20 protein-coding genes are annotated in these 23,311 nt (G+C 61.8%); 8 read left to right on the top strand and 12 right to left on the bottom strand.

The window, feature by feature from the left end:
• Window positions 1-34: 34 nt before the first annotated feature.
• The 6 genes from V5F23_RS11650 (at window position 35) to V5F23_RS11625 (ending at window position 6,327) form a co-directional block, all read left to right on the top strand.
• Window positions 35-295, top strand: coding sequence for a chaperone NapD (locus tag V5F23_RS11650; protein ID WP_042728644.1), 261 nt, complete (start codon window positions 35-37; stop codon window positions 293-295).
• Window positions 292-2,796, top strand: coding sequence for a nitrate reductase catalytic subunit NapA (gene napA, locus V5F23_RS11645; protein ID WP_042728645.1), 2,505 nt, complete (start codon window positions 292-294; stop codon window positions 2,794-2,796). The genes V5F23_RS11650 and napA overlap by 4 nt, the downstream gene beginning before the upstream one ends.
• Before the next feature lie 11 nt (window positions 2,797-2,807).
• Window positions 2,808-3,296 carry a nitrate reductase cytochrome c-type subunit gene (locus V5F23_RS11640; RefSeq protein ID WP_042728646.1) on the top strand — a complete coding sequence of 163 codons (489 nt, stop codon included), beginning with the start codon at window positions 2,808-2,810 and terminating at the stop codon, window positions 3,294-3,296.
• A 9-nt stretch (window positions 3,297-3,305) separates the two neighbouring features.
• Window positions 3,306-3,902 carry a cytochrome c3 family protein gene (locus tag V5F23_RS11635; RefSeq protein WP_042728647.1) on the top strand — a complete coding sequence of 199 codons (597 nt, stop codon included), beginning with the start codon at window positions 3,306-3,308 and terminating at the stop codon, window positions 3,900-3,902.
• Window positions 3,903-4,020: 118 nt separating this feature from the next.
• Complete coding sequence (locus V5F23_RS11630) at window positions 4,021-5,652, top strand: diguanylate cyclase (protein ID WP_042728648.1); 1,632 nt, start codon at window positions 4,021-4,023, stop codon at window positions 5,650-5,652.
• Between the two features lie 246 nt (window positions 5,653-5,898).
• On the top strand, window positions 5,899-6,327 hold the full coding sequence (locus V5F23_RS11625; protein ID WP_212803689.1) for a DUF1810 domain-containing protein: 429 nt from the start codon (window positions 5,899-5,901) through the stop codon (window positions 6,325-6,327).
• Window positions 6,328-6,378: 51 nt separating this feature from the next.
• Here the strand turns inward: V5F23_RS11625 and V5F23_RS11620 are convergent, their stop codons facing one another.
• The 12 genes from V5F23_RS11620 to V5F23_RS11565 all read right to left on the bottom strand — a co-directional run bounded on the left by V5F23_RS11620 (window position 6,379) and on the right by V5F23_RS11565 (window position 20,401).
• Window positions 6,379-7,377, bottom strand: coding sequence for a 4-hydroxyproline epimerase (locus V5F23_RS11620; protein WP_212803688.1), 999 nt, complete (start codon window positions 7,375-7,377; stop codon window positions 6,379-6,381).
• An 11-nt stretch (window positions 7,378-7,388) separates the two neighbouring features.
• The gene (locus tag V5F23_RS11615; protein WP_042728651.1) at window positions 7,389-8,240 is read right to left on the bottom strand and encodes an ABC transporter permease subunit; all 852 of its coding nucleotides are present in this window, start codon (window positions 8,238-8,240) and stop codon (window positions 7,389-7,391) included.
• Window positions 8,237-9,085, bottom strand: coding sequence for an ABC transporter permease subunit (locus V5F23_RS11610; RefSeq protein WP_212803687.1), 849 nt, complete (start codon window positions 9,083-9,085; stop codon window positions 8,237-8,239). Before V5F23_RS11610 ends, V5F23_RS11615 begins: the two co-directional genes overlap by 4 nt.
• On the bottom strand, window positions 9,082-10,200 hold the full coding sequence (locus V5F23_RS11605; RefSeq protein WP_338498464.1) for a glycine betaine/L-proline ABC transporter ATP-binding protein: 1,119 nt from the start codon (window positions 10,198-10,200) through the stop codon (window positions 9,082-9,084). The genes V5F23_RS11610 and V5F23_RS11605 overlap by 4 nt, the downstream gene beginning before the upstream one ends.
• A 77-nt stretch (window positions 10,201-10,277) precedes the next feature.
• Window positions 10,278-11,126 (bottom strand): glycine betaine ABC transporter substrate-binding protein, encoded by an 849-nt coding sequence (locus V5F23_RS11600; protein ID WP_042728653.1) that lies wholly within the window; start codon window positions 11,124-11,126, stop codon window positions 10,278-10,280.
• A 71-nt stretch (window positions 11,127-11,197) separates the two neighbouring features.
• Window positions 11,198-12,544, bottom strand: a complete 1,347-nt coding sequence (locus tag V5F23_RS11595; RefSeq protein WP_047735495.1) for an FAD-binding oxidoreductase — start codon at window positions 12,542-12,544, stop codon at window positions 11,198-11,200.
• Window positions 12,541-14,058, bottom strand: coding sequence for an aldehyde dehydrogenase (locus tag V5F23_RS11590; RefSeq protein ID WP_338498461.1), 1,518 nt, complete (start codon window positions 14,056-14,058; stop codon window positions 12,541-12,543). The genes V5F23_RS11595 and V5F23_RS11590 overlap by 4 nt, the downstream gene beginning before the upstream one ends.
• Window positions 14,051-14,962, bottom strand: coding sequence for a dihydrodipicolinate synthase family protein (locus tag V5F23_RS11585; RefSeq protein WP_042728656.1), 912 nt, complete (start codon window positions 14,960-14,962; stop codon window positions 14,051-14,053). Before V5F23_RS11585 ends, V5F23_RS11590 begins: the two co-directional genes overlap by 8 nt.
• Before the next feature lie 746 nt (window positions 14,963-15,708).
• Complete coding sequence (locus tag V5F23_RS11580) at window positions 15,709-16,662, bottom strand: LysR family transcriptional regulator (RefSeq protein ID WP_042728657.1); 954 nt, start codon at window positions 16,660-16,662, stop codon at window positions 15,709-15,711.
• 219 nt (window positions 16,663-16,881) lie between these two features.
• Window positions 16,882-18,126 (bottom strand): saccharopine dehydrogenase family protein, encoded by a 1,245-nt coding sequence (locus tag V5F23_RS11575; protein ID WP_042728661.1) that lies wholly within the window; start codon window positions 18,124-18,126, stop codon window positions 16,882-16,884.
• Window positions 18,127-18,151: 25 nt separating this feature from the next.
• A complete protein-coding gene (nspC, locus tag V5F23_RS11570) occupies window positions 18,152-19,249 on the bottom strand; it encodes a carboxynorspermidine decarboxylase (RefSeq protein WP_042728662.1) in 1,098 nt (365 codons plus the stop codon).
• Window positions 19,250-19,465: 216 nt separating this feature from the next.
• Window positions 19,466-20,401: a Ppx/GppA family phosphatase gene (locus tag V5F23_RS11565; protein ID WP_338498459.1), complete on the bottom strand. Its 936-nt coding sequence runs from the start codon at window positions 20,399-20,401 to the stop codon at window positions 19,466-19,468.
• A 257-nt stretch (window positions 20,402-20,658) separates the two neighbouring features.
• Here V5F23_RS11565 and ppk2 point away from each other — a divergent pair, with 257 nt between their 5' ends.
• Together ppk2 and V5F23_RS11555 are read left to right on the top strand one after the other, a co-directional pair.
• Entirely contained in the window at window positions 20,659-21,573 is a 915-nt protein-coding gene (gene ppk2 / locus V5F23_RS11560) for a polyphosphate kinase 2 (protein ID WP_042729724.1), read from the top strand.
• 69 nt (window positions 21,574-21,642) lie between these two features.
• Window positions 21,643-23,262, top strand: coding sequence for an inorganic phosphate transporter (locus V5F23_RS11555; RefSeq protein ID WP_042729723.1), 1,620 nt, complete (start codon window positions 21,643-21,645; stop codon window positions 23,260-23,262).
• The last annotated feature ends 49 nt before the right edge of the window (window positions 23,263-23,311 follow it).

The raw sequence follows: 23,311 nt of genomic DNA, 5'->3' as shown, positions 1-23,311 counted from the left end.
GGATGACTTTTGCTCAACGCGCTGGAGCCCGTTCATGGACGAAGCCCTGCACATTGCCAGTCTTGTCGTACTCGCCCGGCCCTCGTTGTTCGAAGCGGTCAAGGCGAACCTGTGCTTGCTCGAAGGCCTGGAAATTCATCAGCAAAGTGCTGCCGGAAAACTGGTGGTGGTGCTGGAGGCCGTGGATGAAGACCAGATTCTGCAGCGCATTCAACAGATCAACAGCCTGCCAGGCGTTCTCAATGCCGCGCTGATCTATCACGAGCTCCTCGAACCCGAAGGTGACCCCGAATGAGCCTGACCCGCCGAGCGTTCGTCAAGTCCCAGGCCGCCGCCATTGCCGCCGCCGCTGCCGGTCTTCCGATCATGACGTCGGCCAGCAACCTGGTGACCGAAGCCGACATGGTCACCCTGGACTGGAACAAGGCACCCTGCCGGTTCTGCGGCACCGGTTGCAGCGTCATGGTCGCGACCCGGGACAACCGGGTGGTCGCCACCCACGGCGACATCAAGGCCGAGGTCAATCGCGGGCTGAACTGTGTGAAGGGCTATTTCCTGTCGAAAATCATGTATGGCTCCGACCGCCTGACCCAGCCGCTGCTGCGCATGAAGAACGGCCAGTACGACAAACAAGGCGAATTCCAACCGATCAGTTGGGAGAAGGCCTTCGACATCATGGCGTTGAAATTCAAGCAGGCCCTGAAAGACAAAGGTCCCGGCTCGGTCGGCATGTTCGGTTCCGGGCAATGGACGGTATGGGAAGGCTACGCCGCCAACAAGCTGATGAAGGCAGGCTTGCGCTCCAACAACATCGACCCCAACGCCCGTCACTGCATGGCCTCGGCGGTGATGGGCTTCATGCGTACGTTTGGCGCGGACGAGCCGATGGGGTGCTACGACGACATCGAAGCCACCGACGCCTTCGTGCTCTGGGGCTCGAACATGGCCGAGATGCACCCGATACTCTGGAGTCGGGTCACCGACCGGCGCCTCAGCCAGCCGACCGTGAAAGTCGCGGTGCTGTCCACCTTCGAGCACCGCAGCTTCGAACTCGCCGATATTCCCATGGTGTTCAAGCCGCAAACCGACCTGATGATCCTCAACTACATCGCCAATCACATCATCGAAAGCGGCGCCGTCAATCAGGATTTCATCAGCAAGCACACCCGCTTCGCCAAGGGCGCGGATGACATCGGCTACGGCCTGCGCCCCGACGATCCAAGGGAGCAGAAAGCCGCCAACGCCACCAAGGCCAACACCTGGACGGACATCTCCTTCGAGCAGTACGCCGCCTTCGTCAAGCCCTACACGCTGGAGCGCACCGCCAGGGAAACCGGGGTTCCCGCCGAGCGCCTGAAAAGCCTTGCCGAGCTGTATGCCGACCCCAAGCGCAAGGTCGTATCGTTCTGGACCATGGGCTTCAACCAGCACACGCGCGGGGTGTGGGCCAACAACCTGATCTACAACATCCATTTGCTCACCGGCAAGATCAGCGAACCGGGCAACAGTCCCTTCTCGCTGACGGGCCAGCCATCGGCCTGCGGTACGGCACGGGAGGTGGGTACATTCTCCCATCGCTTGCCTGCCGACCTGGTGGTGACCAACCCCAAGCACCGCGCCACCGCCGAAAGAATCTGGAAGCTGCCCGCCGGCACCCTCCAGGAAAAGCCCGGTTTCCACGCGGTGGAACAAAGCCGCATGCTCAAGGACAGTGTGCTCAATGTCTGCTGGACCCAGGCCAGCAACAACATGCAGGCCGGGCCGAACATCATGCAGGAAGTCCTGCCGGGATGGCGCAACCCGGACAATTTCATGATCGTTTCCGACGTCTACCCGACCGTTTCCGCCCAGGCCGCCGACCTGATCCTGCCCAGCGCCATGTGGGTGGAAAAGGAAGGTGCCTTCGGCAACGCCGAACGGCGCACCCAGTTCTGGCACCAGTTGGTAAGCGCGCCGGGCGATGCCCGCTCGGACCTGTGGCAACTGATGGAATTTTCCAAGCGCTTCACCACCGATGAAACCTGGCCCGCCGAACTACTGGCCCAGGCCCCCGAACTCAAGGGCAAGACCCTCTTCGAAGTGCTGTTCAGGAATGGCCAGGTCGACCAGTTTCCCGTCGAACAGATGGAGGCCGGCTACAAGAACGATGAAGCCAAGGCCTTTGGTTTCTACCCGCAGAAAGGGCTGTTCGAGGAGTACGCCCAGTTCGGTCGCGGCCACGGGCATGACCTGGCGACCTTCGACCGCTACCACAGCGAACGTGGGCTGCGCTGGCCGGTGGTCGAGGGCAAGGAAACCCGCTGGCGCTACCGCGAAGGGCTCGACCCTTATGTGGAGAAAGGCAGTGGGGTGCAGTTCTACGGCTACCCGGACAAGAAAGCGATCATCTTCGCCCTGCCCTACGAGCCGCCCGCCGAAGCCCCGGACGCCGACTACCCGTTCTGGCTGTCCACCGGCCGCGTCCTTGAACATTGGCACACCGGCAGCATGACCCAGCGTGTCGAAGAGCTGCACAAGGCCGTGCCGGATGCATTGGTCTACATGCACCCCGACGACGCCAAGGCTCTGAAGGCGCGTCGCGGCAGCGAAGTGAAGCTGGTCAGCCGTCGCGGCGAGATCCGCGCCCGCATCGAAACCCGCGGTCGCAACAAACCGCCCCAGGGGTTGGTCTTCGTGCCGTTTTTCGATGCCAACAAGCTGATCAACAAAGTCACGCTCGATGCCACCGACCCGATCTCCAAGCAGACCGACTATAAAAAATGCGCGATACGCATCGAGTTGATCAGCGTGGCCTGAGGAGAACCGTCATGCTTTTTCGCACCCTGCCGTTGCTCCTGCTCGCGATCATGGGGATCGCGATCGCCGCCGACGTCGATTACCCCTTGGACGCACCCGCGATGGACGGCCGCCGTCCCGGTGGCACCCTCTCCCAAAGCCTGCCGGCGCCTCCCATCGCCGAGGAAGAAAACAAAGACCTCAAGCGCGAACGCAATTACCCCGACCAACCGCCGACCATCCCCCACACCATTCGCGGTTACCAGATCGACAAGAACGGCAACAAATGCCTGACCTGCCACAGCCGCGCCAACAGCGCACGGACCCAGGCAACCATGATCAGCATCACCCACTACATGGACCGCGACGGCCAGGCCCTGGCGGCCGTTTCACCGCGCCGGTACTTCTGCAACCAGTGCCACGTGCCGCAGACCGATGCCAAGCCGCTGGTGGGCAACACGTTCGAGACCATCGACAAGATCCTGCAAGACGACGCCAACGCGGCCACCCGCAAGCCCTGAGGAGGCAACATGAAAGCACTGTTCGCCCTGCTCAAGGATTACTGGGGTGTCCTGCGTCGCCCCAGCCTGTACTACAGCCTGGGTTTCCTGACGCTGGGAGGGTTTGTCGCCGGGATCATCTTCTGGGGCGGTTTCAACACCGCGCTGGAGGCCACCAACACCGAGACGTTCTGCGTCTCCTGCCATGAAATGCGCGACAACGTGTTCGTCGAACTCAAGGACACGATCCACTACACCAATCGCTCAGGCGTACGCGCCAGTTGCCCGGATTGCCACGTTCCCCACGAATGGACGCACAAGATCGCACGCAAGATGCAGGCGTCCAAAGAGGTCTGGGGCAAGCTCTTCGGCACCATCGACACCCGCGACAAATTCCTCGCCATGCGCCGCGAGCTGGCCGAACACGAATGGGACAGGCTCAAGGCCAACGATTCACGTGAGTGCCGCAACTGCCACAACTTCGAATTCATGGATTTCACCCGCCAGGGCAAGCGAGCCGCCGCCATGCACTCGACGTCACTGGCCAATGGCGAAGCCACCTGCATCGACTGCCACAAAGGCATCGCCCACAAACTGCCGGACATGAGCGGCGTGAAAGGCTGGTAGCGGCCCTCAAAGGTCTACAACCGACCACCCAGTACCCTAGATCAAGGAATTCTGCGACGATAAGCGAAATAAAACGCCAAGGACCCTGGCTTTGCGACTCAATCCATGGCGACAAACGATGCATTTCCTTCCTTTCAACAGCCTCCGGGCGCGCTTCGCCATCGCAGTGGCCTCGGTTGTGCTGGTCCTCAGTTGCCTGTTCGGGGCCGCTATCGGCGAGTCCTCCATCTCCAGGCTCAAGGAGCACAACGGGCTGCAGTTGAGCGAGTACGCCTACTCGATGATCGATCGCCTGGACCGCGACATGAGCAGTCGCTCCAAGTCGCTCACGGTCCTGAGCCAGCTGCAAGCCCTGCGCGACCCGGCGAACACCGGCGAGGCCCGGTCGCTGCTCAACCACCTCAGCGACCAGTTTCCCAGCTACTCGTGGATCGGCCTGACCGACGCGCACGGCACGGTGGTGGCCTCCACCGACAAACTGCTGGAAGGCGCGGACATTTCGGCGCGCCCGGTCTTCCTCCAAGGCAAGGACACAACCTTCATCGGCGACGTCCACGACGCGGTCATGCTGGCCAAGCTGCTGCCCAACCCTTCCGGCGAAGCGATGAAGTTCGTCGACATCAGCATGCCGGTCCGTGACAACGCCGGCCAGTTCATGGGCGTGCTGGCGACCCACCTGTCCTGGAAGTGGGCCGCCGAGGTTGGCCGATCCCTGTTCGAGCCGTTGCAGAAGCGCTTACCTGGCCTGGAGTTCCTGGTGGTCAGCAAGGACGGCACCGTGCTGCTGGGTCCCAAGGCGATGATCGGCAAGCCCCTGGGCATCCAGCTCGACGACGGCAGCGGACAAAACTGGTCGGTGGCGCGCTGGCAGGACGGCAACCTCTACCTGGCCGGTTTCGCCCAGAGCACCGGCGTTGACGACTACCGTGGCCTGGGCTGGACGGTCATTACCCGACAGCCGGCCGACGCAGCCTTTGCCGAAGCGCATCAGTTGCGCGATGAGATCCTGATCTGGGGCATCGTGCTTTCGGTGGTATTCGCGTTGGTTGGCTGGTTCGTGGCAGGCATCATCACCGGGCCGGTGAACCAGATCGCCGACGCGGCCGCGCGCCTGTCCCAAGGCGCTGATGTGCGCATCCCGCTGCTCAAGGGCAGCCGTGAGGTCGAGACGTTGAGCCTCGCGATCCGCCACCTCGTCGACAGCCTGACCCGAAAAAGAAGCCAACTGGCCGTGGCCGAAGGCATGGCCTACCGCGATACCGTCACCGGCTTGCCCAACCGGGCGGCGCTGGACAAATACGTCGAGGCAGTGGCCAGCGAAAGCGGCGAGCGGCCTGATTTCGGCGTGCTATGCCTGGACCTCGACGGGTTCAAGCCCGTCAACGATCGCTTCGGCCATGCCATGGGCGACGCGCTGCTGCAGGAAGTCGGCAATCGCCTCCTCACAACGGTGCGCGACGGCGACATCGCCGTGCGCCATGGCGGCGATGAGTTCGTCCTCCTGCTGCGCCTGCGCTCGGGAGAAACCCTGACCAACATCCAGGGCGCCGCCCAGCGCATCGTTGCCAAACTGGCCGAACCGATGCTGCTGGCCGGAGAAACGCTCCAGATCGGCTGCAGCATCGGCGGCGCCCTATGGACCGGCGGCGCGTTCAGCGAAGCCCTGGCCCAGGCTGATGAAGCCCTTTATCGGGCCAAGCGTGCGGGCAAGTCCCAGGCGAAGTTTCATGAGGCGTTGGAGCTGCGCTGACGGGCCTCGAGGCTGAGCGGCTGTAACCAAGGCCTGCACGGCCGAGCAATGCCTGGTGGCGAGGGAGCTGGCTCCCGCTGGGACGCGAAGCGGCCCCTGTTGGACACGATTGATATCGCGAGGTGTCAGAGTAGATAGGAGGGCCGCTTCGCAGCCCAGCGGGAGCAAGCTCCCTCGCCACGGTTTGTGTGTTCTTCAGGGATCCGCTTAACTGACCGGGATTAACTTGCCTGCGGGGGGCATCCCATGACTGAATCACTGGAACGTTTCGTCCAGGCCCAAACCTCCACCTTTGAAACCGCCATGGCTGAGCTTGAGCGCGGGCGCAAGCAAAGCCACTGGATATGGTTCATCTTTCCCCAACTGCGCGGCCTGGGTCGCAGTGAAAACGCCGCCTACTATGGGCTGCGGGACATTGAAGAAGCGCGCGATTACCTGCAGCACCCCCTGCTGGGACCACGTCTGGAACGGGCGACTCGCACCGTGCTGGACTCGTCAGTGCCGGTCCAGCGACTGCTGGGGGAGCTCGATGCCATGAAGTTCGCGTCGTGCATGACGCTGTTCCGCGCCGCTGCCGAAGCGGGCTCCGTGTATGCGCGGGCGCTGGACAGCACGGTGAGTGTCGATGTGCGAACACTGGAGATGCTGCACAAGCAAGAAAAAAACGGCGTCTAACGGCTGGGCATCGAAAGCACAAACCGACACCCAACCTCGGCCTTTTCGTCCTCAGGCCAACTGAAACCCATGGGCCAGCGGATCCTTGTCGTCGACGAAGATCGTGTTGTGGCCAATGATCTGTGCCCAGCCACTGATGCTCGGCCGGATGCCGGCGAAGGCGCCGACAGCGACGGCGGCTTCGACCTTCCCTTCGAATACCGTGCCGATCAGGCTTTCGTTGCGGAACGTGTCGCCGACCTTCAAGCGGCCCTTGCCGAACAGCTGAGCCATCCTGGCCGAAGTGCCGGTGCCGCCGGGCGAGCGGTCGATGGCTTTATCGCCGTAGAACACCGCGCAGCGACCATCGGCTGTGGCGTTGTGCGGCGCATCGCACCAGATGATGTGGTGGACGCCGCGGATCCGGCTGTTCTCGGGGTGGACGGGGTCGCAGATGTCCGCCAGGGCATCGCGAAGTTTCTGGCTCAGGCCGACGATATCCGCGGCATTCAACCCGTCGAAGCCTGCCCAGTTCGCCTGGGGTTCGACCACCGCGTAGAAGTTGCCGCCATAGGCGATGTCCACCGTGAGCACGCCGACACCGGGGACCTCGACCGATACATCAGCGCTGTGCAGGTAACTGGCGACGTTGAACAACCGAATCGCATCGACCGTCTCGCCCTCCAGCGTATACGCCACATCGACCCGGCCCGCCGGCGTTTCGATGGCCAGGGTGCCCGGTACGCGAGGAACGATCAGACCCTCTTCGATGACCACCGTCGACAGCCCAATGGTGCCGGCACCGCACATCGGCAGGCAGCCGCTGACTTCGATGAACAGCGCGCCGAAGTCGCAATCGTCCCGCACTGAGGGATAGATGATCACGCCGGACATGATGTCGTGGCCCCGGGGCTCGAACATCAACGCCGTGCGCACCCAATCGTGGTCGCGGACAAATATCTCCCGGCGCTCGGCCATGGAAACGGCGGGCAACAGCGGCCCGCCTCCGGCCACCACGCGCACGGGGTTGCCGCAGGCGTGGGAATCGATACAGAAAAAACTGCGTCTCATGCAGGCTCCTCCTAAACCAGTTTGGCCGGCGCGTGACGCTGCAACGCCCCACGTGACAGTCGGTCCATCAGCAAGGCGACCGCGACGATGGCCAGGCCAGCCCGCAGCCCCAGGCCCATCTCCATCCGGGACAGGCCCCGGGTCACTTCGGCCCCCAGGCCACCGGCCCCCACCAACCCCGCCAGGACCACCATGGCCAGGGACATGAGGATGCATTGGTTCAGGCCAACCAACAGGGTTGGCGCCGCCGTGGGCAGTTCGATCTTGAACAGGATGTCCCGAGGCGAAGCCCCCGATGCCTGGCCCAGTTCGAGCAGGTCCTTGGGCAGTTGCTTGAAGGCCAGGGTGGTGAGCCTGAGCATCGGCGGGATGCCGTAGACAATCGTCGCGATGATCGCCGGTACACGCCCGAGGCTGAACAGCATCACCGCCGGGATCAGGTACACCCAGGGCGGCACGGTCTGCATGATGTTCAGGATCGGCAGGAAAGCGTCCTCGACTTTCTTCACCCGAGCGGCCAGGACGCCCAACGGGAACGCCACCGACACCGAGATCAGCACCGCCACCGAGACCAGCGCGATGGTTTGCATGGACGCCACCCACAGGCCGGAAAACAGGCAGAACGCCAACATCAACGCGGCAAACAGCGCCACCCGCCGATTGGCGAAAAAGAACGCTGCGGCCACGACGATGCCGATGAGCACATAGGGGTGCGGTGCCAGCAGCGCATGCTCGACAAAGCCCAGTACCGCTTCGACGACCTGGCTGATGGCGACAAACAGACCGTGCAGGTTGGCGTTCAGCCAATCCACGCCGGGCGCAAGGAATTGGCCCGGTGAAAAACGCATGTCCGACATACTCATTGGCTGTCTCCCACTCGCGTACGGGCGGCGGCCTGCGCGAGACGATCGAGAATCATGGTGAGGATCACGATGGCGATGGCGGCGTTGATGGATTTGGCGATGTCCAACGTGCGCACCGCGCCGTAGATGGCTTCGCCCAACCCGCCCGAACCGACGATGCCGGCGATGACCACCATGCCGAACGCCATCATCAGGCTCTGGTTGACCCCGGCCATGATGCTGGGCATGGCGAACGGCAAGCGGATCTTGAAGAACATCTGCAGGCCGGTGACGCCGCTGGCATTGCCCAGTTCGATGAACTCGTTGGGCGTCATGCGGATGCCCAGCGAGGTCAACCGCATGGCCGGCGGCACCGCGACGATGAACGTCGCCAGCAGCGCCGTGGCCGGCCCGTAGCCGAGCAGCGCAATCGCCGGCAACAGGTAGATGTACGGCGGCATGGTCTGCACCAGGTCAAGGCAAGGGTCCACCACGCGATCGAACGCCGGGGTCAGGCCGGCGACAACCCCAAGGGGGATGGCCACCAGCAAGGCCAGCACCGTCGCGGTGAGCACCAGGGCCAGGGTGCTGACCGTTTCCGGCCACAGGCCGATCAAGGCGCAGAACATCAGCGCCAGGCCTGCCAGCAGCGCAAAACGCGCACCGATCATTCGCCAGCCGACCAGGGCCACGATCAGCGCGACAACCCAGGACGGCGGGTACGCGATGCACCACAGCACACCTTTGTAGACACTGGTCAGTGCCCCGTTGGCAGCGTCGAAAAGAAACTCGCCATGCTCCGACAACCACTCCAGGGTGGCGTCGATGGCCGCGTCGAACTGGCCGGAGAAATCAGGTGTACTCATGTCGCCGCCTCCAGCGCATCGACGGCCGACGGTGCAATGAACTCGCTAGCAGTACCCTGCACGCCACGCAGCAAGTCACGGGGTGTAATGACGCCAACCACCACGCCGTTATCGACCACCGCCAGGGCATCGCGCTCGGACTTCATGGTCAGGCCGATCAACTCATCGATGTCCGCGTCCGGCGTGGTCTTGGCCAGCTTGGCGATATCACAACCGGGATTGGCCGCCTTGAACGGCTCCACCGGCGTCATCACCGAATGCGCCTTGACCAGGTGCAGCCGGGAAATGCCGGCGACAAACTCGGCCACGTAGTCATCGGCCGGGTTCAAGACAATCTCTTCGGCCGTGCCGACCTGGATGATCACACCGTCCTTCATGATCGCGATGCGGTCGCCGATGCGTATCGCCTCGTCCAGGTCGTGGGTGATGAAGACCGCCGACTTGCCCAGGTCCTTGGTCAGTTGGCGGAACTCGTCCTGCAACTGGCGGCGAATCAGCGGGTCGAGCGCGCTGAACGGCTCGTCCATGAGGATCACTTCCGGGTCGGCGGTGATCGCCCGGGCCAGGCCGACCCGCTGCTGCATCCCGCCGGACAGTTCGGTCGGATAGCGCGAAGCCCACTCACTCAACCCCACCTTCGCCAGCGCCCGCTCGGCCACCTTGTAGCGCTCGGCCTTGCCGACGCCCTGGACCTCCAGGCCAAAGGCGGTGTTTTCCAGCACGGTGCGGTTCGGCAACAGGGCCACGCTCTGGAAGACCATGCCGATGTGCCGCGCCCTCACCTCGCGCAACGCCTTGGGTGACAACGCAGACAGGTCCTTGCCCTTGACCAGGACCTTGCCCGCGCTGGGGGTGATGAGTTTGTTGAGCAGCCTGATCAGCGTGGATTTACCACTGCCAGACAACCCCATGATGCAGAAGATCTCTCCACGCCGAACCTGGAGATTGACATCCGAGACGCCGACTACGCAGCTGTATTCTTGCAGTATCTGGGTCTTGGTGAGTCCGCGCTGGGCGACCGCATCGATCGCCGCGGGCGCGCTCTTACCGAAGATTTTCCAGACCGACTGGCAATCCACCAGCACTTCGTGAGTGTCTATTTTGGCCGTTGTCATTTCGTAACCCATCGAGCCGGTTCGTACCGGCTTCTCTCATTAATCAAAGGGCGGCAGTGGCAAGCACGCAAGGCGTATCAGTTCTTGATGTTTCCCCAGCGCTTCAACAGATCGCTGTGGCTGTCGGTCCAACCCTTCACGGCCTGCTCCATGGTCTTGCCGTCCTTGACCTCGGCGTTCATCGAGGTGATGTCGGCAATCGGCACATAGACACTGGCCATCAGTTCACGCGCACGAGGGTTGGCTTCGGCAAAGCCTTTGTGGCCAATCCAGTAGTAGCCTTGCAGCGGTGGGAAGATCGCTTTTGGATCCTTGAGGAATTTCAGGTCGAATTTCTTGGTCATCCAGGACGGATCCCAGACGGTCACTGCAACCCATTCCTTGCGGTCGACAGCCGACTTCAGTGCGGCGGTCATGGCCGAGGTGCTGCCCTCGATCAACTTGAGCTTGAGGTCGTAGGCCTTGACCACGTTGGTGGCGTCGCTCATCAGGCCCGAACCGGGTTCGATGCCGATGATCTTGCCGCCGAACTTGTCCGCGTTGGCGTTCAACTGGTCGATCGAATCGATGTCGACGTAGCTCGGTACGGCCAGCCCCTGGTACAGGCCGAAGGACACCGGCGACAGTTTTTCGAGCTTGTTCTTGTTCTTGTTCCAGTAGTCGGAGGCTGCATAGTCGGTCTGGGACGCCAGCACCTGGACGTCACCCTTGGTCAACGCCGCGTAGGCAATGCCCCACTCGGAAAACTCGACGACTTTCACGGTGTAGCCGGAGTCTTCGAGCACCTTCTTGGTGATACCGGTGATGGGCGTCAGGTCCTCCCAGTTCATCGTCCCCATGGTGATGGTCTTTTCTTCAGCGTGAGCTTGCAGACTCATCATGCCGGCGATGGCGACGGCGCAGACTGTCTTCCAGATCTTGTTCATGGCGTTTCCCCGTTCTACGTTTATGGAACTGGCTCCGGCTTTTGAAAGCCGCTTCTTTTTTTACAACTGCTTCAACCTTCTTTTCCCGCTTTGAATGCCTGCCAACGAATGACCGAGCGCACCCCCCATTGCGTCAACAACCTGGGCGGCAGCCTGCTCGGCCCCGGGGCATGACTGAAACTCTCAAGGAACTTCGAGTCGGTGCCCGTGGCCAACTCAGCGGCCATGACCCCGGCCAGGGTGCTCTTGACGGTGCCCAGGCCGTTCTCACAGCAAGCGCTGTAGAGGTTCGGTTCAATTTCGCCAAACGCCGGTGCGCTGTTGCGACTCAGGCAGAGCCGCCCCGCCCAACTGAATTCGAACGGCGTGTCCTTCAATTCAGGGAAGCGCAGGTCCAGCGAGTGCCGCTGCTCTTGCGCAACGGCCGCGACCCGCTTGGGGGTTACCTGGATGCTAGGGTCGTAGGTGAATTTGGTCCGGATGACGATTCGCGACAAACCGTCCGAGGTTATCTTGCGCAGCGTGGCGCCCATGGGATCGGCCGGCAGCAACGCCCACCGGTCCCTGCCGGGCAACGTCTTGTCGAACTGCTCATCCCGGTAGCCGGCCGTCATCGACGCGTAGGTGAACACGTGCAACAGGCGGCCCTTGAAGTGGCCGAAATCCTCGATATGGCCGTTGACCGCCAGAATCACCTTGGGCGCAGTGACGGTACCGCGATGCGAGCGAGCGACCCAGTCGCCGCCGGTCCTGGACAACTCGATGACTGGCGAGCGCTCCAGCAGCGTCACCTTGTCCGCCAGCCCGGCCGCCAGGTCGCGGATGTATTGCGCCGGCTGGATCATGACCGCGCCGGGGGTGTACAACCCGCCGTGGTAGTAAGTCGAACCAGTGATTTCGCGCATCTGCGCGGCATCGAACAACTCATACCGCTCGCCAATACCATGCAGCGACTTGGCGTAGTTGTCATTGAGCTTGAGCCCGCGCTCGGTGGCCGCCGCGTTGATCTTGCCGGAAGGATCGAACGTGTGCGCACTCATGCCGTATTCATGCGCGGCCTGGGAGGCAAAATCGATCGCAAACCGATTTTGCGCAATCTCCAGGGCGGTGGCCGACTCACCAGCCACGGAGTACTCGCCCGACGACAGGTTATGCGGCACGTCGATCATGAAGCCTGAGTTCCGGCCGGCGGGCCCCTTCGCCACTTCGTGCGCATCCAGCACCACGATGCGCTCGCCCGGGCGCAGCTGCGACAGCCTGCGCGCGGCGGAAAGGCCGGCAAAACCGGCGCCGATGATCACCCAATCGGCGGTCACCTGCCCATCAAGCATGCGCACGGGCGTCGAGCGCGTCGAAATGGCCTCCCAACCCGAAACGCCGGTGTCTACCGGTAGACGCTTGATGGTATGGGCGCTCATCTTACGGTCTCGTCAACCGACCGATCGGACACATCGATCCAGATGGTCTTGATCTCGGTGTACTGGTCATGGGCGAAGACCGATTTGTCCCGACCACCGAACCCCGACTCCTTGTACCCGCCGAACGGCGTCGAGGCGTCACCTTCACCGAAGCAATTGACGGTGACGATGCCGGCGCGAATCTCCCGTGACAGCTTGATCGCCTTGCGCAGGCTGCCGGTGTACACCGACGCCGCCAGGCCGTAGGCCGTGTCGTTGGCCAGGGCGATGGCTTCGCAGATCGACGTGAACGAGGTCACGGACAACACCGGGCCGAAAATTTCTTCCTGGAACAAGCGGCTGTCACGGTCGACGCCGTCGATCACGGTCGGCTGCACGAAGGCGCCATCCTGGGTGTCGCCGCCGTACACGACGGCGAGCTTGTCGCCGTTCGCGTAGTCGAGGTACGACTTCACTTTCTCGAAATGATCAGTGCTGACCAAGGCCCCCACGCGGTTGTGCGGGTCGAGGGGATCGCCCATCTTCCACTCATTGAGGTAGGCGCCCATGCGTTGGAACAGTTCATCCTTGACCGATGCGTGCACCAGCAGGCGCGACGTTGCCGAGCAGTTCTCGCCCATGTTCCAGAAGGCGCCGTTGACCACTTGTTCGGCCACCAGGTCCAGGTCCTCGGCGTCATCCATCACCACGGCGGGGTTCTTGCCGCCGCATTCCAGCACCACGCGCTTGAGGTTGGAGTCGGCGGCGTAATGCAGGAAGCGGCGGCCGGTGGCGGTGGAACCGGTGAAACTGACCATATCGACGTCTTTGTGCAGGCCGATGGGTTCGCCAACGTCCTTGCCGGTGCCCGTCACGATGTTCAGCACACCGGCTGGAACGCCCGCTTCAAACGCCAACTCGGCGACGCGCAACGTGGTGAGTGTGGTCTGCTCGGCCGGCTTGACAATCACCGAGCAGCCGGCGGCCAGCGCCGGGCCGATTTTCCAGGCGAGCATCAGCAGCGGGAAGTTCCAGGGCAGCACACACCCCACCACCCCGATCGGCTCGCGCACGACCATGGTCAGGGCATCATTGCCCACCGGGGCGGTATGGTCGTAAAGCTTGTCGATGACTTCAGCGTGCCAGCGCAGGGTGTGAATCGTGTCCGGCACATCCACGCATTGGCACTCGCGCACAGGCTTGCCGCTGTCCAGGCTTTCCAGCACCGCCAATTCGTGACGGTTGTCCTCCAGCAACTTGGCGAACTTCAACAGCACGGCCTTGCGTTCGCCCGGCGCCAACAGCCTCCAGCGCCCGTCCTCGAACGCTTCCCGGGCCTTGCTCACCGCGTAGTCGACATCCTCGACGGTGCAGGCGGCGATGTCCGCGAGGAATGCGCCGGTGGCGGGGTTATGGGTGGCAAATGTCTTGCCGTCAATCGCCGGTTTGAAAGCCCCGTCGATAAACGCATTGGACGCAAATGAAATGGATTTGGCGATAGCGGCATATTCAGCCGCAGTAAGCAGATCACGCATGGTTGGCTCCCGAGGTAATGTGTGCGACGGTGCGTTTCACGTTGGCGATAACGGTTTGCAGACTTCGTTTATCACCCGCATTCAACGGACGCAGTGGCGCACGCACATCACCTACTTTCAATCCATTCAATTCGCAGCCGAACTTGATCGACTGCACGAACTTTCCACCGTCCAGTGCATTCATCAGCGGCATCATTGCCGACATGATCTGGCGGCCTTTATCAAAGTTCTTTTCCAGCACACAGGCTTCATACAACGCGACATGTTCCCTGGGCAGGAAGTTGGAACCGGCACACACCCAACTGCGCGCACCCCAGGCAAAGAACTCCAGGGCCTGATCGTCCCAGCCACACGACAACGCGATATGCGGAAACTCCCGCGCCAACAAGTGAACCCGGCCCATGTCACCGGAACTTTCCTTGATGGCGACGACATTCTTCGACTTACCCACGCGAGCGAGATAATCCTCGTTCATTTGCACGCACATGCGGCCTGGGTAGTTGTAAAGCATGATCGGCAGGTTTGCCGCACGGTCGATGGTCAACGCGTGGATCGCGTTCTCCTGGTCGGTCGGCAGCGCATAGGGCGGCGTGGTGACCAGGATCGCGTCAGCCTTGATGGCCTTGGCATCCTTGGCGAACAACACCGCGTCTTCGGTACGGATGGCGCCGGTGCCGATGATCAGTTGAACCCGCGAACCGATGACATCCTTGGCCCGGGCGGCCAGTTCCAGACGCTCTTCAGCGGTCTGCGCATAATATTCGCCGGTCGAGCCGCCAATAATAATGCCGTGTACTTTCGCCTCGACCAGCGACTCCAGAACGTCATCGAACACATTCCAGTCGATATCGCCATCGGGCGTATGCGGCGTCACCGCCGGTGTATAAATACCTTCGAATCTCAAGACGGTTTCTCCGATTTCAAATGGCCGGAAGTATCAACAAGCGCCTCGAGCCAAGTCCGGCGGCGCACGATATAAATTCCCCGTGTGAACGGGACCGATTAATGAAAATAAAAACCTAAACTGACCAGCGCACATCTTTCAGTTATCTGCGAAAGCCCTTCTTCGCCCTGCACTCGCTCATACAGACACGGCACGAATACAACGCGAAAAAGCATCCACTGAAACAATGTCTAATCGTTTGGCAGGCACCAAACGACGTACCACGATCTTATTTTTAGAAACTTACCTGACAAAACAACGCCCCTTAGTTACAGCTGTTCGAGGGCCCGCTTGTTCAACATACCGTCTTCATAAACGCTTACGGCTTGGGTGAAGAGTACGTGTCAAAATCATTTCTCAACAAGAAACATTTATTCCGAGCAATGCATAACCTAGTGTTATCAATCAGTCGGTTTTAGGGGGTTGAGCTTGGAAAAAAGGGGGCAAAATGCGGGTTTGGGTGTGCCCTGACCCCACACGAGATTTTGGGGTGTATGCCGCCTTTGCATGCACCAGCAAGACCTGTGGGAGCGGGCTTGCTCGCGAAGACGGCGGCACATCCAACATTTTCATGACAGACACACCGCTTTCGCGGGCAAGCCCGCTCCCACAAGGGATTTGGGGTGTACGAAGCCTTTGCATGCACCAGCAAGCCCGCTCCCACAGGGGATTGAGATATGGCCGCGAGCGCCACGCCACAGGGAGACTCAAGCCAACTGCGCAAGCATCCAATCGCGCAGCCGACAACACGCCTCATCATTCTGCCGATCCTGGCGAAAGGTCAGATAATGCAAACTCTCCCTGAGCACCACCTCCTCACTCACCGGACGAATCAACGTGCCGTCCTCCACCAACTTCTCCACCAGATGATTCCACCCCAGCGCCACCCCCTGGTGTGTCAGCACCATGGTGATGATGAGGTTGTAGTCATTGGCATTGAGCACATGAGGGCTGTCGAACGGGCGGTCGTTGATGTCGATGTCGTTGAAGGCCAGCCAGACACCCCAGTCCACGTGCTCCGCGACCTGAGAGCGCCCATAGGGGCTCAGGTTCAGCAGGACGCCGTCGCGCAACCCCTCCAGGCTTGAAAGCTCGGGGTGCGCGGCCTTGTACTGGGGCGTGCAGACCGGATAGATCACGTCATGGAACAGTGGGTAGCACTGGTAGCCATCCTGGATCTTGGCCATCTTGGTAATGAAGATGTCCGGGCGAATGCCGGGCTCCATGGACAGGAAGTTCTGCGTGGTGATCAGGTTCAGGTCGATGTCCGGGTTCTGGCTGAAAAACGTCGGCAGCCTCGCCGACAGCCATAGTGCGGAAAACGCCGGGGAACAGCACAGTGTCAGGACGCGTTTGCCGGCATTGTGGGTACGAATGCGCTCGGCCGCCTGGGAGATATTGACGAACGACATCTGCGCCGCGTCGAAGAAAATCACCCCGGCTTCCGTCAGCTCGACCGCCCGCCCCACCCTTTTGAACAGATCGACCTCAAGGTAGGCCTCAAGCTCGCGGATCTGTCGGCTGATGGCCGCCTGGGTGACGCACAATGCCTCCGCCGCCCGAGTGAAGCTTTGGTATTTGGCGGCCGCCACGAATGACTTGACGGCCTTGAGCGACGGCATTTTCAGCAACGTCAGATCGGGATCGATGTGCTTGACCATACGTGAGCGCTGGATGTCCTGTGGCGGCTGGCGGGAAAACGCATGTTTGGCGCCGGGCTCATTCCCCCGGCGCCTGAGAGAGTATCCGAGTTTGGCGGCCAGGAGCCAGAATGACCGCGACCCCTCGCCGACCCTGCAAAACGAAAAATGCCCCGCATCTTGCGACACGGGGCATTTTTTCTGGAACGCGAAACGCTACCTACCGGTTACCCAAGCCGTTCAGGCCTGTTGGTTCCAGGGACGGTCTCCCTGCTCATCCTTGATGCGCGTCGGCAGGCCCATCACGTCCAACGCTTCGAGGAACGCCTCGGCCGGCAACTCCTCGACGTTGACCATGCGCTGCACGTCCCACTGGCCACGGGCGACCAGCAGCGCGGCAGCCACGGGTGGCACGCCGGCGGTGTAGGAGATGCCCTGGCTGTCGGTTTCCGCGAAGGCATCTTCGTGGTCGGCCACGTTATAGATGAACACTTCGCGTGGCTGGCCGTCCTTGACGCCCTTGACCAGGTCGCCGATGCAGGTCTTGCCGGTGTAGCCAGGCGCCAGCGAACTCGGGTCAGGCAGCACGGCCTTGACCACTTTCAGCGGCACCACTTCCAGGCCCTCGGCGGTCTTGACCGGTTGCTCGGAGAGCAGGCCCAGGTTACGCAGTACCGTGAACACGTTGATGTAGTGTTCGCCGAAGCTCATCCAGAAGCGCACGTTGGGCACGTCGAGGTTCTTCGACAGCGAGTGCACTTCGTCGTGGCCGGTCAGGTACAGGTTCTGCGAGCCTACGACCGGCAGGTCGTCGGTGCGCTTGACCTCGAACATGGTGTTGCTGGTCCACTGGCTGTCCTGCCAGCTCCACACCTGTCCGGTGAACTCACGGAAATTGATTTCCGGATCGAAATTGGTGGCGAAATATTTGCCGTGGGAGCCGGCATTGACGTCGAGGATGTCGATCGAATCAATGCGGTCGAAATACTGTTGTTGCGCCAGGGCCGCATAGGCATTGACCACACCCGGGTCGAAGCCGACGCCGAGAATGGCGGTGATGTTCTTCTCTTGGCACTCTTGCAGATGCTTCCACTCGTAGTTGCCATACCAGGGCGGCGTCTCGCAGACCTTGCCCGGTTCTTCGTGGATGGCGGTGTCCAGATAGGCCACGCCGGTATCGATGCAGGCACGCAGCACCGACATGTTGAGAAAAGCGGAGCCGACGTTGATCACGATCTGCGACTCGGTTTCGCGAATCAGCGCCTTGGTCGCTTCGACGTCCAGGGCGTTCAGTGCAAAGGCCTTGATGTCGGCGGGTTGCTTGAGGCTACCCTTGGCCTTGACGCTGTCGATGATGGCCTGGCATTTGGAGATGTTGCGCGACGCGATAGCAATACGACCGAGTTCGTCGTTGTGCTGCGCGCACTTGTGGGCCACCACCTTGGCGACACCTCCTGCACCAATGATAAGTACGTTCTTCTTCAATTTCTTCAAGTCTCCTTCTGTCCGCTCAAGAGAGGCTGGACAGGTAGTCGTCGTAAACAAATTCGCGAACCAGCTCGACACTACCGTCGAGTTGTTTCACTACGATGGACGGCATTTTCAGGCCGTTGAACCAGTTCTTCTTGACCATGGTGTAGCCCGCTGCGTCGATGAACGACAGCCGATCGCCGATGGACAGCGGACGATCGAATTGATACTCGCCGAAGATGTCTCCGGCCAGGCAGGACTTGCCGCACACCATGTAGGTGTGTTCGCCCTCGCTCGGTGCCAGCTTGGCGTTCAGGCGATAGATCAGCAGGTCGAGCATGTGCGCCTCGATGGAGCTGTCCACCACAGCCAGGTGCTTGCCGTTGTAGAGTGTGTCGAGCACGGTGACTTCCAAAGAAGCGCTCTGGGTGATCGCCGCTTCGCCCGGCTCCAGGTAGACCTGCACGCCATACTTCTGCGAGAAGGCTTTGAGCCGCGCGCAGAAGGCATCAAGGGCATAGCCCTCGCCGGTGAAATGGATGCCGCCGCCGAGGCTGACCCACTCGACCTTATGCAGCAGATGACCGAAGCGTTCCTCGATAGTGCCGAGCATCTGGTCGAATAGACCGAAATCGCCGTTCTCGCAGTTGTTGTGGAACATGAAGCCAGAGATCTGCTCGATGACCTGCTCGATCTTCTCCGGATCCCATTCGCCCAGGCGGCTGAACGGTCGCGCCGGATCGGCCAGCAGGTAGTCCGAGCTGCTCACTTGCGGATTGACCCGCAGGCCACGGACCTTGCCGGCCGAGGCTTGGGTGTAGCGCTGCAACTGGCCGATGGAGTTGAAGATGATCTTGTCGCAGTTGGCGAGCATCTCTTCGATTTCGTCGTCGGCCCAGGCAACGCTGTAGGCGTGGGTCTCGCCCGCGAACTTCTGGCGGCCGAGCTTGAGCTCGTAGAGCGACGACGACGTGGTGCCGTCCATGTACTGCTGCATCAGGTCGAACACCGACCAGGTGGCGAAGCACTTGAGTGCCAGCAAGGCCTTGGCCCCGGACTGCTCGCGCACGTAGGCGATCTTCTGCATGTTCGCCAGCAGCTTTTGTTTGTCGATGAGGTAGTACGGCGTCTTGATCATTTTCGCGGCCTCCGGCAAGGCGAGCCAAAAAAGGATGCGCATTGTGCCTTCACTGAATGCATATCGAAAGAGCGAAAAGCCCCGTTCGCGCAATCACTCGGGCCCAGGCCGTCGCTGGCGACAGCCCAGTGCATTCGCGGTTGGATGGAACAACGGTGGCGAGCGCTCTGGATAGAGCCGCTGCCAGTATGGGAAGACGGGCGTGACAGCGCCGGATCAGCGCTTGTGGATCAGGTCATGGAGAACGCCAAAGCGCAAACCCGGTTCGGAAGCGATCATCTGGGTGATCCCGAAAGCCTTGAAGGCCGCCAGCATGATCGCCAGGCCGCCGGGCAAGCTGCCCAGGCGATGGGCTTGCAGGCCGGCCAGGCGTAGTTGTTCGACATGCCGGACTTCCAGCAGGCGCAACGACAGGCGCAACAACCCGGTGTAAGTGATGCCGCTTTGTCCCAGGTCGTTCAGGCCATTGGCCTTGAGCACCTTGGCCAGCATCCGCGCCGTGCCGGACGAACCGATCGCCAGTTGCCAACCCTGGGCACGAAAACCCATCGCGACTTTTTCAAAGGCCAGGCTGGCCACGCGCTCGGCCTCCAGCAACGCCGGGGCCGTGATGTGTCCGTCACGGAAATAGCGCGTGCCAAAGGTACCGCTGCCTATGGCAAGGCTCTCGGTCAACAGTGGCTGGTCGCCCCGCCCCAGGATCAGCTCGGATGAGCCGCCGCCGATGTCCACCACCAGCCGCGTGTCCTCGACACCCGGCACCGTATGAGCGACCCCGGCGTAGACGAGACGGGCTTCTTCCTGCCCCGACAGCACGTCGATCCGAAAGCCCAGGTGGCGCTGGGCGCTATCTAGGAACAGTTGAGCGTTAGCCGCTTCACGCACCGCGCTGGTCGCCACCGCCCGCACCCGGCCGGCTTCAAAACCTCGCAGTTTCTTGCCAAACCGTGCCAGCGCCTGCCATCCCCGATCCAGTGCCAACTCATCCAGCGCCCCGGCCTGCAAGCCTTCGGCCAGGCGGACCGGTTCACGCAGGGTCTTCACTTCCTGGATCACCAGGCGCCGGTTGCGCTTGACCGTCTGGCCAATCATCAAGCGAAACGCGTTGGAACCCAGGTCAATGGCCGCAAACAGGGGGGCGTCGCCTTTCATCGCGGTGTTCCTTGCACATTCATCTGCCAACGGGTCGGATCACCCGGTGCGGGTTTGCCAAAAAGCTTGCCACAGGGTCGATGACACCTGGATGACAGCGCGGCGTGTTCTTCGATCTCCAGTGGAACGTGCGGGCATCGAGCGTAGATAAACGGTTTAGCCCATGGCGATCGCGTGAAGCGCAGATGACCGTCACGCACATGTAACAAATTGCGACTAGCGTCGAATTCGCCTCTCCACGACGCGAGTTCCCCCCCATGCTTAGCCAGGACATCTTGATCCAGCGCATCCACCGCGAGCTGCTCGATCACACCGACGAAGAGCTGGAACTGGAGTTATCCGAAGACGGGCATGACATGGACACCTTCTTCGACGAGCACACGCCGCCGGGCAGCGAAAAGGACAGTCGCCGGCGTTACTTCAGCGAGCTGTTTCGCTTGCAAGGCGAACTGGTGAAGCTGCAGAGCTGGGTGGTCAAGACCGGGCACAAGGTGGTGATCCTGTTCGAAGGCCGCGATGCCGCCGGCAAGGGTGGCGTCATCAAGCGCATCACCCAGCGACTCAACCCACGGGTCTGCCGGGTCGCCGCCCTGCCCGCGCCCAACGACCGTGAACGGACGCAATGGTACTTCCAGCGCTACGTCTCCCATCTGCCGGCAGCAGGCGAAATCGTGCTGTTCGACCGCAGTTGGTACAACCGCGCCGGGGTCGAGCAGGTCATGGGGTTCTGCACCGCCGACCAGTACGAAGAGTTCTTTCGGACCGTGCCGGAATTCGAGCGGATGCTCGCCCGCTCGGGCATCCAGCTGATCAAGTACTGGTTCTCGATTTCCGACCAGGAACAGCACCTGCGTTTTCTCAGTCGCCTCCACGACCCGCTCAAGCAATGGAAGCTCAGCCCCATGGACCTGGAGTCCCGCCGGCGCTGGGAAGCCTATACCAAGGCCAAGGAAATCATGCTCGAACGCACCCACATCGCCGAGGCCCCGTGGTGGGTGGTGCAAGCCGACGACAAGAAAAAGGCCCGACTCAATTGCATTCATCACCTGCTGGGGCAGATGCCCTACGAAGAGGTGGAAGTGCCGGCAATCGAGTTGCCACAACGGGTGCGACAGGAAGATTACACCCGCAGCCCGACGCCACCGGAGCTCATCGTGCCGCAGGTCTATTGATCCGGACCTGATCGGGCACCCGACCTCGAGCCTTCCCTCAACAGCTTATTATTAGAAGCGGATTTCATCATGACGAACCCGACCCTGGCCATGGACTCACCGAGTTCAGTCGCCCACAGCTCAAGACCGCAACTCAACCGCAAGCCGAGCGTGATCACCCTGGTGGTGTTTTTCGCCGTGCTGGGCAGCGGGCTGCTGTTCACCGCCTACAGCCTGATGCACGACATGAACGAACTGGGCACGGTGGTGACCACCTGGACGCCATTTCTGCTGTTGGGCGTAGCCCTGCTGATCGCCCTGGGCTTCGAGTTCGTCAACGGCTTCCATGACACCGCCAATGCCGTCGCCACGGTCATCTACACCAACTCCATGGCACCGAATTTCGCCGTGGCCTGGTCGGGCTTCTTCAACTTCCTCGGGGTGCTGCTGTCCAGCGGCGCGGTGGCCTTCGGCATCATTGCGCTGCTGCCGGTGGAACTGATCCTGCAGGTCGGCTCTTCCGCCGGTTTCGCCATGATCTTCGCCCTGTTGATCGCCGCCATCCTGTGGAACCTGGGCACTTGGTGGCTGGGCTTGCCGGCCTCCTCGTCCCACACCCTGATTGGCTCGATCATTGGTGTCGGGGTCGCCAACGCGCTGATGCATGGCCGCGACGGCACCAGCGGCGTGGACTGGGCCCAGGCCACCAAGATCGGCTACGCGTTGCTGCTGTCGCCACTGGTGGGTTTCGGCTGCGCCGCGTTGCTGCTCCTGGCGCTGCGCGCCTTCGTCAAGAATCGCGCGCTGTACAAGGCACCCGAAGGCAACACGCCGCCGCCGTGGTGGATTCGCGGCATGCTGATCCTGACCTGCACTGGCGTGTCCTTCGCCCACGGTTCCAACGACGGGCAGAAAGGCATGGGCCTGATCATGTTGATCCTGGTCGGCACCCTGCCCATGGCTTACGCGCTGAACCGCGCCATGCCCGCCGACCAGGCGCTGCAATTCGCCGCCGTGGCCGAAGTCACTCAACAGGCCCTGGTGAAGAACTCGCCGCTGCCGGCACCGGCAGATCCACGCGCGATCCTGACCACCTACGTCGGCACCAAGGAGGCGACGCCGCAACTGGTTCCGGCCCTCGCTGCCCTGACCGGCAGTATCGGCGCCGAGGTCAAGGGCTACGGCTCGCTGGCCAGGGTGCCAGCCGAGGCCGTGGGCAACGTGCGCAACGACATGTACCTGACCAGCGAAACCATCCGTCTGATGGACAAGAACAAGGTCGGCCACTTCGACGCCGACACCAGCGCCAAGCTGCAACTGTTCAAGCAGCAGATCGACAATTCCACACGCTTCATCCCGCTGTGGGTGAAGATCGCCGTGGCCATCGCCCTCGGCCTGGGCACCATGGTCGGCTGGAAACGCATTGTGGTGACGGTGGGTGAAAAAATCGGCAAGAGCCACCTGACCTACGCCCAGGGCGCCTCGGCCGAAACCGTCGCGATGCTGACCATCGGCGCCGCCGACATGTTCGGCCTGCCGGTGTCCACCACCCACGTCCTGTCGTCGGGCGTGGCCGGGACCATGGTGGCCAACGGGGCCGGCTTGCAAATGCGCACGATCCGCAACCTGGTAATGGCCTGGGTCCTGACGCTGCCTGCCGCGATCCTGTTGTCCGGGAGCCTGTACTGGTTGTTCACCCGGCTGTTCTGATGCCTTTAGCGCCAAGGCCCCACGGATGGGACCTTGAGCGACGATCTGC

Source organism: Pseudomonas sp. WP18 (assembly GCF_036689585.1).
Classification (GTDB): domain Bacteria; phylum Pseudomonadota; class Gammaproteobacteria; order Pseudomonadales; family Pseudomonadaceae; genus Aquipseudomonas; species Aquipseudomonas chlororaphis_E.
This window is presented reverse-complemented; position numbering and strand designations above follow the sequence as displayed.

Bases quoted from the DNA above. Each gene is read 5' to 3' on its own strand.
- V5F23_RS11610 (WP_212803687.1), bottom strand. From the start codon at position 9,085: ATGAGTACACCTGATTTCTCCGGCCAGTTCGACGCGGCCATCGACGCC.
- V5F23_RS11595 (WP_047735495.1), bottom strand. From the start codon at position 12,544: ATGAGCGCCCATACCATCAAGCGTCTACCGGTAGACACCGGCGTTTCG.
- V5F23_RS11650 (WP_042728644.1), top strand. From the start codon at position 35: ATGGACGAAGCCCTGCACATTGCCAGTCTTGTCGTACTCGCCCGGCCC.
- V5F23_RS11620 (WP_212803688.1), bottom strand. From the start codon at position 7,377: ATGAGACGCAGTTTTTTCTGTATCGATTCCCACGCCTGCGGCAACCCC.
- napA (WP_042728645.1), top strand. From the start codon at position 292: ATGAGCCTGACCCGCCGAGCGTTCGTCAAGTCCCAGGCCGCCGCCATT.
- V5F23_RS11565 (WP_338498459.1), bottom strand. From the start codon at position 20,401: ATGAAAGGCGACGCCCCCCTGTTTGCGGCCATTGACCTGGGTTCCAAC.
- nspC (WP_042728662.1), bottom strand. From the start codon at position 19,249: ATGATCAAGACGCCGTACTACCTCATCGACAAACAAAAGCTGCTGGCG.
- V5F23_RS11605 (WP_338498464.1), bottom strand. From the start codon at position 10,200: ATGACAACGGCCAAAATAGACACTCACGAAGTGCTGGTGGATTGCCAG.
- V5F23_RS11630 (WP_042728648.1), top strand. From the start codon at position 4,021: ATGCATTTCCTTCCTTTCAACAGCCTCCGGGCGCGCTTCGCCATCGCA.
- V5F23_RS11600 (WP_042728653.1), bottom strand. From the start codon at position 11,126: ATGAACAAGATCTGGAAGACAGTCTGCGCCGTCGCCATCGCCGGCATG.
- V5F23_RS11625 (WP_212803689.1), top strand. From the start codon at position 5,899: ATGACTGAATCACTGGAACGTTTCGTCCAGGCCCAAACCTCCACCTTT.
- V5F23_RS11555 (WP_042729723.1), top strand. From the start codon at position 21,643: ATGACGAACCCGACCCTGGCCATGGACTCACCGAGTTCAGTCGCCCAC.
- ppk2 (WP_042729724.1), top strand. From the start codon at position 20,659: ATGCTTAGCCAGGACATCTTGATCCAGCGCATCCACCGCGAGCTGCTC.
- V5F23_RS11590 (WP_338498461.1), bottom strand. From the start codon at position 14,058: ATGCGTGATCTGCTTACTGCGGCTGAATATGCCGCTATCGCCAAATCC.
- V5F23_RS11640 (WP_042728646.1), top strand. From the start codon at position 2,808: ATGCTTTTTCGCACCCTGCCGTTGCTCCTGCTCGCGATCATGGGGATC.
- V5F23_RS11615 (WP_042728651.1), bottom strand. From the start codon at position 8,240: ATGAGTATGTCGGACATGCGTTTTTCACCGGGCCAATTCCTTGCGCCC.
- V5F23_RS11635 (WP_042728647.1), top strand. From the start codon at position 3,306: ATGAAAGCACTGTTCGCCCTGCTCAAGGATTACTGGGGTGTCCTGCGT.
- V5F23_RS11580 (WP_042728657.1), bottom strand. From the start codon at position 16,662: ATGGTCAAGCACATCGATCCCGATCTGACGTTGCTGAAAATGCCGTCG.